14 protein-coding genes, 1 tRNA gene and 1 pseudogene are annotated in these 15,455 nt (G+C 68.6%); 4 read left to right on the top strand and 12 right to left on the bottom strand.

Annotated elements, in window-relative coordinates; all coding sequences use genetic code 11:
- Positions 1-55: 55 nt before the first annotated feature.
- The 6 genes and pseudogenes from EBN03_RS35230 to EBN03_RS23800 all read right to left on the bottom strand — a co-directional run bounded on the left by EBN03_RS35230 (position 56) and on the right by EBN03_RS23800 (position 6,502).
- On the bottom strand, positions 56-751 hold the full coding sequence (locus EBN03_RS35230; protein ID WP_233608602.1) for an ABC transporter ATP-binding protein: 696 nt from the start codon (positions 749-751) through the stop codon (positions 56-58).
- Between the two features lie 210 nt (positions 752-961).
- Positions 962-1,909: pseudogene (locus tag EBN03_RS35225) on the bottom strand (ABC transporter ATP-binding protein); the annotation flags it as partial.
- Complete coding sequence (locus EBN03_RS23815) at positions 1,906-3,336, bottom strand: branched-chain amino acid ABC transporter permease (RefSeq protein ID WP_122190347.1); 1,431 nt, start codon at positions 3,334-3,336, stop codon at positions 1,906-1,908. The gene EBN03_RS23815 and the pseudogene EBN03_RS35225, both read right to left, overlap by 4 nt.
- A complete protein-coding gene (locus EBN03_RS23810; protein ID WP_122190346.1) occupies positions 3,333-4,391 on the bottom strand; it encodes a branched-chain amino acid ABC transporter permease in 1,059 nt (352 codons plus the stop codon). Before EBN03_RS23810 ends, EBN03_RS23815 begins: the two co-directional genes overlap by 4 nt.
- Before the next feature lie 115 nt (positions 4,392-4,506).
- The gene (locus tag EBN03_RS23805) at positions 4,507-5,715 is read right to left on the bottom strand and encodes a branched-chain amino acid ABC transporter substrate-binding protein (RefSeq protein WP_233608586.1); all 1,209 of its coding nucleotides are present in this window, start codon (positions 5,713-5,715) and stop codon (positions 4,507-4,509) included.
- 166 nt (positions 5,716-5,881) lie between these two features.
- Positions 5,882-6,502, bottom strand: coding sequence for an ANTAR domain-containing response regulator (locus EBN03_RS23800; RefSeq protein WP_122190345.1), 621 nt, complete (start codon positions 6,500-6,502; stop codon positions 5,882-5,884).
- Between the two features lie 212 nt (positions 6,503-6,714).
- Between EBN03_RS23800 and EBN03_RS23795 the strand changes: the two genes are divergently transcribed.
- The 4 genes from EBN03_RS23795 to EBN03_RS23780 all read left to right on the top strand — a co-directional run bounded on the left by EBN03_RS23795 (position 6,715) and on the right by EBN03_RS23780 (position 8,928).
- A tRNA-Leu gene (locus EBN03_RS23795) sits at positions 6,715-6,801 on the top strand.
- A gap of 324 nt (positions 6,802-7,125) precedes the next feature.
- Positions 7,126-7,629, top strand: a complete 504-nt coding sequence (locus EBN03_RS23790; protein ID WP_122190344.1) for a phenylacetaldoxime dehydratase family protein — start codon at positions 7,126-7,128, stop codon at positions 7,627-7,629.
- A gap of 138 nt (positions 7,630-7,767) precedes the next feature.
- A complete protein-coding gene (locus tag EBN03_RS23785) occupies positions 7,768-8,412 on the top strand; it encodes an arsenate reductase/protein-tyrosine-phosphatase family protein (RefSeq protein ID WP_122190343.1) in 645 nt (214 codons plus the stop codon).
- A gap of 153 nt (positions 8,413-8,565) precedes the next feature.
- Positions 8,566-8,928, top strand: a complete 363-nt coding sequence (locus EBN03_RS23780; RefSeq protein ID WP_233608585.1) for a hypothetical protein — start codon at positions 8,566-8,568, stop codon at positions 8,926-8,928.
- A gap of 19 nt (positions 8,929-8,947) precedes the next feature.
- Here the strand turns inward: EBN03_RS23780 and EBN03_RS23775 are convergent, their stop codons facing one another.
- The 6 genes from EBN03_RS23775 to trpB form a co-directional block, all read right to left on the bottom strand.
- Positions 8,948-9,832: an acyl-CoA thioesterase gene (locus EBN03_RS23775; protein WP_233608584.1), complete on the bottom strand. Its 885-nt coding sequence runs from the start codon at positions 9,830-9,832 to the stop codon at positions 8,948-8,950.
- Positions 9,833-11,254, bottom strand: coding sequence for a pyruvate kinase (gene pyk, locus EBN03_RS23770; RefSeq protein WP_122190341.1), 1,422 nt, complete (start codon positions 11,252-11,254; stop codon positions 9,833-9,835).
- A gap of 203 nt (positions 11,255-11,457) precedes the next feature.
- A complete protein-coding gene (locus tag EBN03_RS23765; protein WP_122190340.1) occupies positions 11,458-11,898 on the bottom strand; it encodes a TM2 domain-containing protein in 441 nt (146 codons plus the stop codon).
- A gap of 67 nt (positions 11,899-11,965) precedes the next feature.
- Positions 11,966-13,153, bottom strand: coding sequence for a prolipoprotein diacylglyceryl transferase (gene lgt / locus EBN03_RS23760; RefSeq protein ID WP_122190339.1), 1,188 nt, complete (start codon positions 13,151-13,153; stop codon positions 11,966-11,968).
- Positions 13,154-13,260: 107 nt separating this feature from the next.
- Positions 13,261-14,052 (bottom strand): tryptophan synthase subunit alpha, encoded by a 792-nt coding sequence (gene trpA, locus EBN03_RS23755; RefSeq protein ID WP_122190338.1) that lies wholly within the window; start codon positions 14,050-14,052, stop codon positions 13,261-13,263.
- 168 nt (positions 14,053-14,220) lie between these two features.
- The gene (trpB, locus tag EBN03_RS23750; protein WP_122190473.1) at positions 14,221-15,453 is read right to left on the bottom strand and encodes a tryptophan synthase subunit beta; all 1,233 of its coding nucleotides are present in this window, start codon (positions 15,451-15,453) and stop codon (positions 14,221-14,223) included.
- Between the last annotated feature and the right edge of the window lie 2 nt (positions 15,454-15,455).

Below are 15,455 nucleotides of genomic sequence, written 5' to 3'. Positions count from 1 at the left end.
GGACCCGCGCCAGCACGCCCAGCCAGACCCGCGCCAGCACGTCCGGCCGGACGTCTTACGCCACGCCGAGATACGCCGCCTTGACCGCCGGGTCGTGCAGGAGTTCCCGTCCCCCACCGGTTTTGGTGACCGAACCGGTCTCCAGGATGTAGGCGCGATGGCTGCGGGTGAGAGCCTGCTGGGCGTTCTGCTCGACCAGCAGCACCGTGGTGCCCTGGTCGTTGATCTCGCTGATGATGCGGAAGATCTGCTGGATCACCATGGGCGCCAAACCCATCGACGGTTCGTCGAGCAGCAGCAGCTTCGGGCGGGCCATCAGCGCACGACCGATCGCCAGCATCTGCTGCTCGCCACCGGACAGCGTGCCGCCGACCTGCTTGCGGCGCTCCAGCAGGCGCGGGAACAATTCGAACACCCAGTCCAGGGTCTGCGTGTACTCGGCCTTCTTCTTGAAGGGCCGGGCGTGGCAACCCATGTCGAGGTTCTCCTGCACGGTCATGCCGGGGAACACACCGCGACCCTCGGGCGCCTGGATCAGGCCCTGGATCACCCGCTCGGGCGCCTTGATCCGGGTGATGTCGGTGCCCTCGAACAGGACCCGGCCCTGCTGCAGCGGCAGCAGACCCGACAGGGCCCGCATCGTGGTGGTCTTGCCGGCCCCGTTGGCACCCAGCAGGGTCACCAGTTCGCCGTGCGCGACGTGCATCGAGATGCCGTGCAGCGCTTCGATTCTGCCGTAACCGACGATCATGTCCTCGACGACCAGCAGCGGCTCGCCCGCGCCGTCGGGCGCCGTCGCGGCGGGCTCGGGCACCGGTTCGGGTTCCGGTGGCGGCCCGCCCTGCTCGTACACCGGCAGGTAGGTGGTCGCCGCCTCCGCCGCGTGGTTGGTGAACAGCGACGGCTCGTTCGGGTCCAGCTGCGGCGGGCCGTCGGGCGCGACCAGGGCCGCGGCCTCCGCCTCGTCGGGCACACCCAGGTACGCGGCGATCACCGCCGGGTCCTGGCGGATCTGCTCGGGCAGCCCGTCGGCGATCTTGCGGCCGAACTCCAGCACCACGATCCGGTCGGTGACCCCCATGACCAGGCGCATGTCGTGCTCGATGAGCAGCACGGTGTAGCCGTCGTCGCGGATCTTGCGGATCAGGTCCATCAGCGCCGACTTCTCGCTGGGGTTGAACCCCGCGGCCGGCTCGTCCAGGCACAACAGTTTCGGTTCGGTGGCCAGCGCGCGGGCGATCTCCAGCCGGCGCTGATCACCGTAGGAGAGGTTGCGCGCCTTCTCCACCGCGCGCGGCGCGATGCCCACGAACTCGAGCAACGCCATGCCGCGCTCGACCGCGTCGCGTTCCTCCCGGTGGAACCGCGGGGTCCGCAGGATCGCGCCGGGCACCGAGGTCTTGTGCCGCGCGTCGGTGCCGACGACCACGTTCTCCAGCGCCGTCATCTCCCCGAACAGGCGAATGTTCTGGAAGGTGCGGGCGATGCCGAGCCGGGTGATCGCGTTGCGTGGCTGCTTGCCCAGCTGCTTGCCGTCGAAGGTGACGGTCCCGGCGGTCGGCTTGTACACGCCGGTGATGGCGTTGAAGCAGGTGGTCTTGCCGGCGCCGTTGGGTCCGATCAGGCCGAGGATCTCGCCGCGACGGATGTCGAAACTCATGTCGTCGAGCGCGGTCAGACCACCGAAACGCATGGTCAGGTTCGACACCCGCAGCAGCGGCTCGCCGACCGCGGTATCGATCTCCCGTTGCGGCGCAACCACATCCGCGACCGTGCCCGGGTCGGCCAGCGCGGGCAGCACGGCGGTGACATCGACCTCCCCGGCCGGTTCCTCGGACGGTGGCGGCACGTAACCGGCCGCGAGATCCTCGTTGTCGAACAGCGCGTCCCCGGCGCCCGGCCCGGTCATCCCCGCGCTCCCACCGGCACGCGCACCGGGCGGACCGCCCGATACACCTGCCTGCCGTAGGCCAGCAGTTTCTGCCGGACCGGGAACAGGCCCTGCGGACGCAGGATCATCATCACCACCAACGCGATACCGAAGTACAGATACTTGAGGTCACCCAGGTTCTGGGCGCCACCGGGAAGCAACACCAGCACACTGCCCAGCAGCAGCGCGCCCGCCAAGCCGACCAGCACCACCACGGTGCTCAGCACGAGTTGCGCCCAGCGCGGCAGCCGCTGCGCGACCAGCGAGCGAACCACCAGCAACGCCACGAACACCGCGACGCTGATCGCCACGAAGATCCAGCCGGTGGTGGTGTCGTGCACCAGATGCACCGAACTCAGCCGCAGCGGCACATAGGTGATGATGAAGGCGCCGACCAGCACACCGAGCTTGTTGCCCTGGCCGCCGATCACCACCGCGCACAGGAACAGCATGGAGTTGATGACGTCGAATTTGGTCGGGTTCACGAATCCGACCTGGCCGGCGTACATGGCGCCGGACATGCCGCCCACGGCCGCGCCGATCAGGAACGCCCACAGCTTGTACTTGAAGGTCGGCACGCCCATGATCTCGGCGGCGTCCTCGTCCTCGCGGATCGCGACCCAGGCGCGGCCGACCCGGCTGCGCTCCAGGTTCCCCACGATCAGCAGCATGCCGACCACCAGCACGATGCCCAGCCAGTACCACCAGGTGCCGTAATTGGCCCGCTCCAACGGGTTCAGGCTGTCGTGCTTGCCCAGGTTGCCCTGCGAGAACAGTCCGCCCGGCTTGGCCGCCGACTGCCCGACCTCGGGGTGCGCCACCTCGGACAGGCCCAGTGAGCCGTTGGTGATCTCGTTCAGGTTGTCGGCGAGCAGCCGCACGATCTCACCGAAACCGAGGGTCACGATGGCGAGGTAGTCGCCGCGCAGCCGCAGCGTCGGCATGCCGAGCACGACCCCGGAGATCGCCGCCACCGCCACCGCGATCGGCAGGCAGGCCAGCCACGCCCACCGCGAATCCAGCCAGCCACCCGGGCCGGTCGCGTTCCACGGGCTGTTCTTGCTGGTCAGCAGCGACACCGTGTAGGCACCGACCGCGAAGAAGCCGACATACCCGAGGTCGAGCAGGCCCGCTTGTCCCACAACGACATTCAGGCCGATCGCCACCAGGCAGTACATCGCGACCTGGGCCATGACGACACTGAAGTCGTTGTTGGTGGTGGCGATACCGGGCGGCGGGAACAGCGGCAGCAGCGCCAGCAGCAGGATGATCGGGACACCCACGGCCCACTGCGCGGGCCGGGTCAGGCCCTCCCACCAGCCGCGGATACGGTCGCCGAGCGGTGGGCGCGGGTCGTCGGGCAGGACCGGCAGGATCGCGGTCGGCGCCGGAGTCGAACGGGTCATGCGCGGGCCCTCCCCAGGCTCTCGCCGAGGATGCCGGTCGGGCGGATCATCAGCACCAGGACCAGCACCACGAACGCGACCACGTCCCGCCACTGGGTGCCGAGCAGGATCTGGCCGTACTGCTCGACCACGCCGAGCAGGATCCCGCCCAGCAGCGCGCCGCGCAGGTTACCGATCCCGCCGAGCACCGCGGCACTGAACGCCTTGATGCCGAGAATGAAACCGCCGGAGTAGATCACGCCGTTGGGGATCTTCAGCGTGTACAGCATTGCGGCGCACCCGGCGAGCACACCGCCGATCAGGAAGGTCGCCATAATGACCCGCTCCCGCGAGACGCCCATGAGCATCGCGGTGTCGGGGTCCTGGGCGACAGCGCGGATGGCGCGCCCGAATTTCGTTCGGTTGATCAGCAATTCGGTGCCGATCGCGAGCGCGATCGCGGCCGCCACGATGATCACCATGATGTTGGTGATCGAGGCGGTCGCGAAGTGGAACAGTTCGGTGGGCACGACCAGGATGACCGGCTCCTGCGCCGAACTACCGCCCAGGTGCACGGTGGTCCCGGCCAGCGGCAGTCCCAGCTTGGGCAGGATGAACTGCACGAACTGCTGCAGGAAGAACGAGACACCGATCGCGGTGATGAGGAAGCTCAACGGCCGGGCCCCGCGTTTACGCAACGGCCGGTAGGCCACTCGTTCCATGCCGACCGCGGCCCCGCCGGCGACCAGCGCTCCCACGACCATGGCCAGGCTCAGATAGAGCACGGTCAACCCGACACCCTGGGAGTACGGGTCGGCCTGCGCCGCGAACCCGAACAGCATCAGTCCGACCAGCTGCCCGAACATGCCGAGCATGAAGATTTCGGAGTGGGCGAAGTTGATCAGCCGGAGTACGCCGTAGACGAGGGTGTATCCCACCGCGACCAGGGCGTAGATGCAGCCGTAGGTCACACCGTCGGCGGTCAGCCGCCAGAAGTCGTGGAACACGCCCTGGTAATCGAAACTCACCGACGACGCCAGCACGTGCACCGAATCGGCCATGGCCGTTGTTCTCATCAAACTCTCGTCCTCGAAATCTCCCGGAACGCCGGGACGCGTGAACTCCGCACGCGTCCCGGCGGCGGGCCGTCAGTTGTCTCGGCGGGCCCGTGGTGGTGCGGCCCGCACGCCGTCACTTGACGGAGTAGATCCAGATGTTCGCGCTCGCGAGCTCACCCGTCGGGCCCCACTGGTAGTGGTGCCCCTCACCGTAGCCGTCGTAGTGCTTGACGAAGTCGACCAGATCGGCGCGGGTGGTCTTACCCGAGTCGATGCCCTTGGCGAGGATGGTCGCCAGGTCGTAGGCCTCGACCGAGTACACGCCGGGCGCCTGGCCGCCGTTGTCGGCCTTGTAGGCCGCGGCGAACTCGTCCGACGCCGGACCGCACGGGCAGGTCAGGATCGCGCCCTTGGCGGCGCTGCCGGCCTGCTGCACGAAGCGCGGGTCGTTGACGCCGTCCGGGCCGACGAAGGTGCCCTTCACGCCGCCGGAATGCAGCTGCGAGACCAGCGGGGCGGCCTCGGCGTAGTAGCCGGAGTAGAAGATCGCGTCGGGGTTCGCGGCAGCCACCTTGGTGACGACGGCCGAGAAGTCTTTGTCACCGGTCTTGACACTGGCGCCGCAGGCCGGGTCGGCGGCAGCGCCCAGACCCTCGGTGATGCTCTTCGCCAGGCCGACACCGTAGTCGCTGTCGTCCTGGATCACGCACACCTTCTTGTAGGTGGCGGCCAGGTACTTGCCGACCGAGGGGCCCTGCACGTCGTCGTTGGGCAGACCGCGGAAGAAGCTGTTCCAGCCGTTCTGGGTGAGGGTAGCGTTGGTGGCCGACGCGGTGAGGAACGGCACGCCGGCGTCGCTGAGCACCTTGCCGGTGGCCTTGGTCTCGCCGGAGAACGCCGGGCCGATCAGGCCGACGATGCTCGCGTCGCTGGTGATCTGCGGGATCACCGAGGTGGCCTTGTCGGGCGAGCCTTCGGTGTCGAACTGCTTGATCGTGATCTGGCAGCCCGGGTTGGCCTTGTTGTGCTTGTCGATGGCCAGCTTCGCGCCGTCGGCGATATTGATGCCGAGCGCGGCGTTGCCGCCGGTCAGGGCACCGGCGAACGCGATGGTGGTGGGTGCGCAGGTGGCTTTGCCGTCACCGGCCGGGTCCGCGGGAGTGCCGCCGGCGCCCGCGTCGGTCACCATCTTGCCGTCGGTGTCCACCGGACCGACCTTGCTGATGGTCAGACCGCCGGCGTTTCCGGAGGTGTCGGTTCCGTTGCCCGAGGACGATTTGGAGCTGCAGCCTGTGAGAGCGAGCACCGCGACGGTCCCGGCCACCAGCAGGCCTCGTGTCACACGCCCGCGCCTTGTCGAACTAAGCACGTTTCACCTCTGAGTTCTGCGCTCCCCCCGGATCGCGCCGAGAGGGGACCGACCTCCCGTCGACCCGGTGAGAACATAGCCGGGCTACGTTGCGAGCGCATCTCATTCGTATCACTCGGCGTGGCGGGAAATTTCCGGTTCAGGACTTCGGCGTGAGGTTTTCCAGGACCACCTCGGCGACCGCTTTCATGGTGGTGCGCCGGTCCATCGCAGTGCGCTGAATCCACTTGAACGCCTGCGGTTCCGAGAGTCCCTGCGTCTGCATCAGCACACCCTTGGCCCGCTCGACCAGTTTCCGGGTCTCGAGCCGGTCGGACAGGCTGGCGACTTCGCTCTCCAGCGCGGTGATCTCGTGGAAGCGGCTGGCCGCCAGTTCGATCGCCGGCACCAGATCGGATTTGGTGAACGGTTTCACCAGATATGCCATGGCGCCGGCGTCACGCGCGCGCTCGACGAGGTCGCGCTGACTGAATGCGGTCAGGATGACCACGGGCGCAACCCGTTTCGACGCGATCTCGGCGGCGGCGTCGATCCCGTCGCGGCGCGGCATCTTCACATCCATGATCACCAGGTCGGGGCGATGCTGCTCGGCCAGGTCGACAGCCTGCTGACCGTCACCGGCCTCACCGACGACCTCGTACCCCTCTTCGGTGAGCATCTCGACCAGGTCCATCCGGATGAGGGCCTCGTCCTCGGCGACCACGACCCGCTTCGCCGTGGCCACGGCATCCTTCTTCGCGCCCCCAGCTGACGTTCCCATACACAGACCCCTCGACTTCTTCCGATGCCCGACCACTCGCGCGAAGCGGGGCGCGACCCCGACTGCCGCACCCGGCGTCGCCGAGTTTCTCAAACTGTACCGGTGCGCACGGCCGAGAACCCATCTGCCCAGCGCATTCCATACACCCGCGCGTCGGCAATCCGGGCGGTTTCGTCTTCGGCGGATCACCGACTATCATCGTCAACCGGTGCGCCGAGTTGGCGGAACAGGCAGACGCGGCGGTCTCAAAAACCGTTGTCCGAAAGGACGTGTGGGTTCGAGTCCCACACTCGGCACCAGGTCGGGGCCATTTCTTCCCCACATCTTCCCACCGCTCCCCCGCGGCCGTTCGCGGATATCTGCCGTCTGCGTCACACCACCGGGCCACGGATCCGGACGGATACCGCAAATCACACCCACGGCACCGTTCCGTCCGCGAACTGTGTGCCGCCCTTGATGTTTCACATTTCGACTACCGCCGTCCGCGTACTCTTTTGTTCGGCGAATGAATTCTTTGTTTCGGCGATGTCGATAGAGTTTCCGGCAGCTCACCGACCCGGTCGGCGTAGCCTCGAAACAGAGCGAATCGTCAGTTACGCCGCCATGATCGGGAGGTCGGAGCCGTGCGGGTGCAGCGATCTACTGCCGACCTGTCGCAGTATCCGGACCTGGTCGTCGTCTATCTCGGCATGCGGGTCCGCAAACCGCGCGGCATGCTGCGCCTGCTCGGGATCGGGCCCGACCTCTACCGCTCCCACCACGACCGGCCCGACGGCCTGCTGCTGCACGAGGACATCGTGTGGTCGCTGTTCCCGCCGCACTGGGGCGCCCGCCAGTACTGGCGCGACCTCGACAGCCTCGAGAAATGGACCCGATCACTGCCGCACAAGCAGTGGTGGGCGCGGTTCCTGCGCGACTCCGGCGGCACCGGCTTCTGGCACGAGGCCTACTTCGCCCGCGGCGGCATCGACACCATCTACGACGACATGACCACCCCGACCGGGATCGCCCGGTTCGCGCCGACCCGGCCCGCCGACGGCCGCCTGCGCACCACCCGTAGCCGGGTATTCGGCGCCGGCACCGCGCCCGAGCCGCCGGCCGCCGAATCCGCGCCCGATTCCCGGTGAAAGGTCGAAGCTTCCAGCGACCGACCGGCTACACCCCGCGAAACGCCCGGCGCCGGAAGATGAACAGTTGGAACCCCGGCTGTGATCTGCTCGTGTTCGGCTTTCAGCGGCCGTTGCCGCCCCGATACCGTTCGGCGTATGCACGTCTTGTTCGTCTGCACCGGCAATGTCTGCAGGTCGGTTATCGCCGAACGACTCACCCGCGCCTTCGCCGACCGGCACGGCCTCCACGACCTCACCGCCGAAAGCGCCGGCGTCCGCGCCCTGGTCGGATTCGGCGTGGAACCCCTTGCCGCACAGACGATCACCGGACTGGGCGGCGACCCGGACAACTTCAAGGCCCGGCGCTTCAAGCCGGAGATGGCGCAACGCGCCGACCTGGTGCTGGCCATGACCGAACAGATCCGCGACGACGTCGCGCGCCAGGCACCCGACACCGCCCACTACTGCTTCACGCTGCTCGAGGCGTTCCGGATCGCGAAGGTCAGCGGCGCCCGGACCATTCCCGAGATGGACCGGGCCCGTAACGATCTCGCCTTCGTCGGCCGGGAGAACATCGCCGACCCGAGCAGCCTGTCGCCCCAGCGCTACCTCGAGGTCGGCGACGCCATCGCCGAGGCGCTACTCCCGCTGCTGTTCGCCCTGCACCTGCACCAGGGCCGCAGCACCGACGCACAGGGCCGGCCGCAGCTGATCGTCCTCGACGGCGGCAAATCGACCCGCACGGCACCCGCGCCGCAGGTCGCCTTCTACGACTCGGGGCGGATCGGCCGGCACGCCTGAGCCGGATCGGCGTCGGGGGCCCTTGGCCGCCGGGCGCGCGACCGATTACACTCCCCCGCGAACGGCACGACAATCCACCGCCGCTGGTTCGACACAGAAACGGGATTCGAGCACATGCCGAAACGCATTTCGGATGTTTCGCTCCATGTTTACGTGACACCGGAGATCTTGGATCGCGTCGTCGCCGCGGTCCGCCGAGTCGTCGACGACCATGTCGCGCACCGGGATCTGTCCGCCTGGCGCTTCACGCTTCCGGTCGACCCCGACCGGCCCGCCCACACGCTGCTCGAGAGCCAGTGGCGGCAGGACAATCCCGGTGCGGACCCGGGCGACCGCCGCACCTACGAGATCGCGTTGAGCCTGGTCGGTGAACAGGAAGACCTCACCGAGGCCGACCTCGACGCGCTGGAACGCCGCCTGGTACTGCGGATCTCCGCCGCCGACGCGGTGCCCTACTCGATCCACGCCCTGTTCCACGACAGCTTCGACCTCGAGGAGAACCACGAGCGGATCTGACTCCGCTCGCGGTTCCCGGTCAGCCGCGGGTCGGGAAGTGCCGGACCAGACCTTCCTGCACCACCGTCGCCAGCATCTCGCCCGAGCTGGAGTAGAAATGACCCGTCCCGAGCCCACGGGTGGCAGCCGCCACCGGTGACTCGGTCGCCCACAGCACCCAGTCGTCGAAGCGCACCGGCCGGTGGAACCAGATCGAATGATTCACCGTGACCGCCACGATCCGGTCGAACCCCCACGACAGCCCGTGCCGGGTGATGATCGGGTCCAGCACCGCCGTATCCGACGAGTACGCCAGCAGCGCGGTGTGCAGCAGCGAATCCTCGGGCATCGGGCCCTGCGCGCGCAGCCACACCCGGTTGTGGTCCAGCGCCTCGCCACGCTCCTTGAGGATCCACGCCGGGTCGTTCGCGTAGCGCATGTCCACCGGATGCGGCGCCTTGACGAACATCTCCAGCTTGTCCTCGTAACCGGCCAGCACGTCCTGCAGGGTCGGCAGACCCTCCGGGCCGGGTACCTGCGGCGCGTCCGGCGCGTGCTCCAAACCCTTGGCGGACTTGAGGAACGACACCAGCGACACGACCAGTTCCTCGTCGTTCTGCACGGCGGTCACCATGCAGTTCGCGAACGACTTGGCCTCGCGCATGATCTGCACCCGGTATTCGATCGGCTGCGCCGGGTCACCACCGCGCACGAAGTGGGCGTTGATCGCATGGATCGGCACCGGATGCGCGATCGAACGCCCGGCGGCCATGATCGACTGGGCGATCAGCTGCCCGCCGAACGTCCGCGACCACACCTTCTCCGGGTGGTGCCCGAGGAAGGTGCCCGGCCCGGCCGGCTCGAGGTCGAGCAGGCCCAACAGCACCCGCAGGTCCTCGGCCGGTTCATGCAGGGTAGAGCTCACTCAGTGGTCCTCTTCGCCGATACGGTGCACGTGGATCAGGTTGGTGGAGCCTACGGTGCCCGGCGGGGAACCGGCCACGATCACCACCAGATCACCCTTGTTGTACCGGTTCAGAGCGAGCAGTTCCTTGTCCACCTGGCCGATCATCTGGTCGGTGGTGTGCACGGTCGGCACGATGAACGTCTCCACACCCCAGGTGAGCGCCAGCTGGCTGCGCACCTCGGGCAGCGGCGTGAACGCCAGCAGCGGGATCGGAGTGTGCAGGCGGGCCAGCCGGCGCACGGTGTCACCGGACTGGGTGAACGCGACCAGCGCCTTCGCGTTGAGCCGCTCGCCGATGTCGCGGGCAGCGTAGGAGATGACCCCGCGCTTGGTGCGCGGCACGTGGGTCAGCGGCGGCACCCGGGTGGAGGATTCGCTCTCCACCGCGTGCACGATGCGGGCCATGGTGCGCACCGCCTCGATCGGGTAGTCACCGACCGACGTCTCACCCGACAGCATGACCGCGTCGGCGCCGTCGAGCACCGCGTTGGCGACGTCGGACGCCTCGGCGCGGGTGGGCCGCGAGTTGGTGATCATCGATTCCAGCATCTGGGTGGCCACGATGACCGGCTTGGCGTTCTCCCGGGCCATCTGGATGGCCCGCTTCTGCACCAGCGGCACCTGCTCGAGCGGCAGCTCCACACCCAGGTCGCCGCGGGCGACCATGATGGCGTCGAAGGCCAGCACGATGGCCTCGAGGTTGTCGATCGCCTCGGGCTTCTCCAGCTTGCCCACGACCGGCACCCGGCGGCCCACCCGATCCATGATGTCGTGCACCAGCTCGACGTCGGCGGGCGAACGCACGAACGACAGGGCGATGAAGTCGACGCCCAGTTCGAGCGCGAATTCCAGGTCCGAGATGTCCTTCTCCGACAGTGCCGGCACCGAGATGTCCATGCCCGGCAGCGACAGGCCCTTGTTGTTGGAGACCGGGCCGCCCTCGGTGACCTCGCAGATCACGTCGTTGCCCTCGACGTCGGTGACGATCAGGCCGACCTTGCCGTCGTCGACGAGCAGCCGGTCGCCGGGCTTGGCGTCGTCGGCGAGGTGCTTGTAGGTGGTCGACACCCGGTCGTGGTCGCCCATGATGTCGTCCACGGTGATCCGGACCGTCTCCCCGGTGGCCCACATCGTCTTGTTCTCGGCGAACCGGCCGAGGCGGATCTTAGGGCCCTGCAGGTCCGCGAGGATACCTACGGCACGACCGGCGCTGTCCGCCGCCTTGCGCACCTTGTGATAGTTCTCCGCGTGGTCGGCGTGCTCGCCGTGGCTGAAGTTGAGCCTCGCCACGTCCATACCGCTGTCGACCAGCTCGCGGATTCGTTCCTCGGAAGCGGTTGCCGGGCCGAGCGTGCACACAATCTTCGTCCGTCGCATCACTCGGCTGAGCCTAGTCCTGTACCGAACGGTAGGCCGTACGGGCACACCCGCACGGCGCCTTCGCCAAACATGACTCCGGTCACCGGATCACGATCGGCCGACGGCAGATCACGGATTCGGAAACAGCAGGCGAACACGGTGGTACGAAAGGAACGCCCGCGTCCGGAAACCGGACGCGGGCGTCGTCCCCCCGAAAGCCGGGGTCAGGATTCCTGCAGCGGCAGGCCGTTGGCGTCGCGGACCGAACCGGTCAGCATCATGATGCCGTCGATCAGCGGCCACAGACCGCCCAGACCACAGGTCAGCCAGGTGACCGCGATCTGCGCGACGGCGATACCGGGGTAGCCGAGGTAGAACCGGCCGACACCGAAACCGCCCAGGAAGATCTGCAGCAGGCCGGCGGCCAGCTTGGTCTTGTCGGAGTAGGGCTCACCGAACTGGTTGCGGCCGTAAGGCGCACTCGGGTCGTAGCCGGGCGCGAACTGGCCCGGGGCACCCATCGGCTGCCCGTAGGGCTGCTGGCCGAACGCGTCCTGCGGTGCGCCGTACGGCTGGCCCGGGCCGGTGCCCGGCGCACCGTACTGGGGCTGGCCGTAGGGCTGCGGCTGCTGCCCGTAGGGCTGCTGCTGGTAGGGGTCGGTCACTCACGTCCTCCTCGATCGTGCGGGCCGGGTTCGCTCGACCGGCCCCCACGAGTGACGACCCGGACGATCAATTCTTGCCCGCGTCAGCTGGTTCCGCTGACTCGGTGGTTTCGTCGGGTACCGACTCTACGGCCGCCGCCGCCGGGTCCGCCACCGCGTTGTCGTCGCCGTCCGCTGTGTCCGGCTTCGGGTCGGCCGGCTCGGCCGGGTCCGAATCGGCTTCCGTATCCGGGGTTTCGGCGTCGGCCGGGCCGGATTCCGATGGCGCGGCATCGGATTCGGGTGCGGCGGCCGCGGATGCGCCGGCGGCGCGCAGGGCGCCGAGCTGCCAGGGCCACGGGCGGTCCGGGCGCGGCTGCAGGTCCGCGGGCTGCTCCCGGCCGCGGGTCGCGAGCAGGAAATACGCAATGGCGCACACGAATACGATGGTCGAGGTGTAGGTGTTGACCCGCAGCCCGAAGATGTGGGTGGCGTCGTCGTCGCGCAGCAGCTCGACCCAGAACCGGCCGAAGCAGTAGATCGCGACGTACAGCGCGAACAGCCGGCCGTGCCCGATCCGGAACCGCTTGTCCACGTACAGCAGTAGGGCGACCCCGATCAGGTTCCACAGCAGCTCGTAGAGGAAGGTCGGCTGCACGATCATCGAGTGATCGACCACACCGTTGGAGACACCGTTCATCATGTCCAGCCGGCCGTCGGCGTCGAAGCGCTGGAAGATCTCCAGACCCCAGGGCAGATCGGTGCGACGCCCGTACAGCTCCTGGTTGAAGTAGTTGCCGAGTCGGCCGATCGCCTGCGCCAGCAGCACGCCGGGGGCGATGGCGTCGCCGAAGGCGGGCAGCGGGATCTTGTAGAACCGGCAGCCGATCCAGGCGCCGATACCGCCGAGCAGCACCGCACCCCAGATGCCGAGACCGCCCTCCCACACCTTGAACGCGTTCATCGGGTGGCCGCCGTCGCCGAAGTACTTCTCCCAGTCGGTGGCGACGTGGTAGAGGCGGCCGCCGACCAGCCCGAACGGCACCGCGAACATGGCCACGTCCATGACCGAGCCGGGCCGGCCGCCGCGGGCGGTCCAGCGGCGCTCACCGAGCCAGATCGCGGCGATGATGCCGGCGATGATGCACAGGGCGTACGCGCGGATCGGGATCGGGCCGAGATACCAGACGCCGCGAGGCGGGCTGGGGATGTAGGCGAGCACCGACGCCGAGGCGCCGTGGGCAACAACAGTGTCAGCCAGGACTGGGAAGGTCACCGGCCCACCGTAACGGACCGACCTGAGAACACCCGATCCGACGGCCCGCCGCTCGTGCCGAAAACGGCCGCCGACCGGCCGTACGGCCCGGCGAGATCAGTTCCGGCTCAGGACGCGACAGCCGCCGAACGCACGCCGCGAGCCAGGTCCTCGGTCAGTGCCCGCACCGCGTCCAGGCCCTGACCGGCCGCGGTGACCAGCGCCGAGCCCACGATCACGCCGTCGGCGTAGGCCGCGATCTCGGCGGCCTGCGCGCCGTCGCGCACACCGAGGCCGACCCCGATCGGGATGTCTGAGTGCGCGCGGATCCGGGCCGACAGTTCCGGTGCGGCCGAGGAGACGACGTCGCGGGCGCCGGTCACGCCCATCACCGAGGAGGCGTAGACGAAACCGCGGCTCACGTCCAGGGTCATGGCCAGCCGCTCCTCGGTCGAGGAGGGCGCCACCAGGAAGATGCGGTCCAGGTCGTGGGCGTCCGACGCCGCGATCCACTCGCCGGCTTCTTCCGGGATGAGGTTCGGCGTGATCAGCCCGAGCCCGCCGGCCGCGTTCAGGTCGCGCGCGAACCGGTCGACTCCGTACTTGAGCACCGGGTTCCAGTAGGTCATGACGACCGCGGCGCCACCGGCGCTGCTGATCGCCTCGACGACGGTGAACACGTCGCGGACCCGCACCCCGGCGGCCAGCGCCTGTTCGGTCGCGTGCTGGATGGTCGGGCCGTCCATCACCGGGTCGGAGTAGGCGATGCCGACTTCGACGATGTCGCAACCGGATTCGACCATGGCCACGCAGCTGTCGATCGAGGCCTGCAGATCCGGGTAACCGGACGGCAGGTAGCCGATCAGCGCGGCCCGGTCCTCGGCCTTGCAGCGCGCGAAAGTGCTTGCCAGACGGCTCATCAGCCCTGTGCCCCCTCGTCGAACAGCCCGAACCAGCGAGCAATCGGGCTGCGCATGTCCTTGTCGCCGCGGCCGGACCCACTCATTCGGCACTCACCTCTTCGTCGAACAGCCCGAACCAGCGAGCAATCGGGCTGCGCATGTCCTTGTCGCCGCGGCCGGACCCACTCATTCGGCACTCACCTCTTCGTCGAACAGCCCGAACCAGCGAGCTGCGGTGTCCATGTCCTTGTCGCCGCGGCCGGACAGGTTCACCAGAATCACTGCGCCCTGGCCCAATTCGCGGCCGAGCTGCAGGGCGCCGGCGACGGCGTGGGCCGACTCGATGGCGGGAATGATGCCCTCGGCGCGGGACAGCAGCAGCAGCGCGTCCATGGCCTCGGTGTCGGTGACCGGGCGGTACTCGGCGCGGCCGACATCCTTGAGGTAGGCGTGCTCCGGGCCGACACCCGGGTAGTCCAGACCCGCGGAGATGGAATGGGATTCGATGGTCTGGCCGTCCTCGTCCTGCAGCAGGTACGAGTAGGCGCCCTGGAAGGCGCCGGGGCTACCGCCGGTGAAAGTCGCTGCGTGGCGGCCGGTTTCGACACCGTCACCGGCGGCCTCGTAGCCGAGCAGGCGCACGGCCGGGTCGTCGATGAAGGCATGGAAGATGCCGATCGCGTTGGAGCCGCCGCCGACACAGGCCGCGACCGCGTCGGGCAGCCGCCCGATCGAGTCGAGCATCTGCGCCCGCGCCTCCAGGCCGACGACGCGCTGGAAGTCGCGCACCATCAGCGGGAACGGGTGCGGGCCGGCCGCGGTGCCGAAGCAGTAGTAGGTGCGGTCGGCGTTGGTGACCCAGTCGCGCAGCGCCTCGTTGATGGCGTCCTTGAGGGTCTGCGAGCCGGTGGTCACCGACACCACCTCGGCGCCGAGCAGCCGCATGCGCGCCACGTTGAGCGCCTGCCGGGCGGTGTCGACCGCGCCCATGTAGACCACGCACTCCAGGCCGAGCAGCGCGCAGGCGGTCGCGGTGGCGACGCCGTGCTGGCCGGCGCCGGTCTCGGCGATGACCCGGCTCTTGCCCATGCGCTTGGCGAGCAGCGCCTGGCCCAGCACATTGTTGATCTTGTGGGAACCGGTGTGGTTGAGGTCTTCTCGCTTGAGGAAGATCCGTGCACCGCCCGCGTGCTCCGCGAGTTTCGTGCACTCGAACACCGGCGAGGGACGCCCGGTGTAGTCGCGCTGCAACCGGTCCAGCTCCTGTAGGAACCCCGGGTCGACCCGCGCCTTGCCGTACTCGGCGGTGACCTCCTCGATCACCGCCATCAGCGCCTCCGGCACGTGCCGGCCGCCGAAGATGCCGAAATGACCGCCCTCGTCGGGTTCGTGACTGGGGTGCGAGACCCCGTCACTCATCT

Source organism: Nocardia stercoris (genome assembly GCF_003696265.1).
Taxonomy (GTDB): domain Bacteria; phylum Actinomycetota; class Actinomycetes; order Mycobacteriales; family Mycobacteriaceae; genus Nocardia; species Nocardia stercoris.
Note: the sequence above shows the minus strand (reverse complement) of the source record. Positions and strands in the feature narration are given on the sequence as shown.

Coding starts and splice junctions, on each gene's coding strand:
- EBN03_RS35230 (WP_233608602.1), bottom strand. CDS start 751: ATGATCGTCGGTTACGGCAGAATCGAAGCGCTGCACGGCATCTCGATG.
- EBN03_RS23815 (WP_122190347.1), bottom strand. CDS start 3,336: ATGACCCGTTCGACTCCGGCGCCGACCGCGATCCTGCCGGTCCTGCCC.
- EBN03_RS23810 (WP_122190346.1), bottom strand. CDS start 4,391: ATGAGAACAACGGCCATGGCCGATTCGGTGCACGTGCTGGCGTCGTCG.
- EBN03_RS23800 (WP_122190345.1), bottom strand. CDS start 6,502: ATGGGAACGTCAGCTGGGGGCGCGAAGAAGGATGCCGTGGCCACGGCG.
- EBN03_RS23785 (WP_122190343.1), top strand. CDS start 7,768: ATGCACGTCTTGTTCGTCTGCACCGGCAATGTCTGCAGGTCGGTTATC.
- trpA (WP_122190338.1), bottom strand. CDS start 14,052: ATGAGCCGTCTGGCAAGCACTTTCGCGCGCTGCAAGGCCGAGGACCGG.
- trpB (WP_122190473.1), bottom strand. CDS start 15,453: ATGAGTGACGGGGTCTCGCACCCCAGTCACGAACCCGACGAGGGCGGT.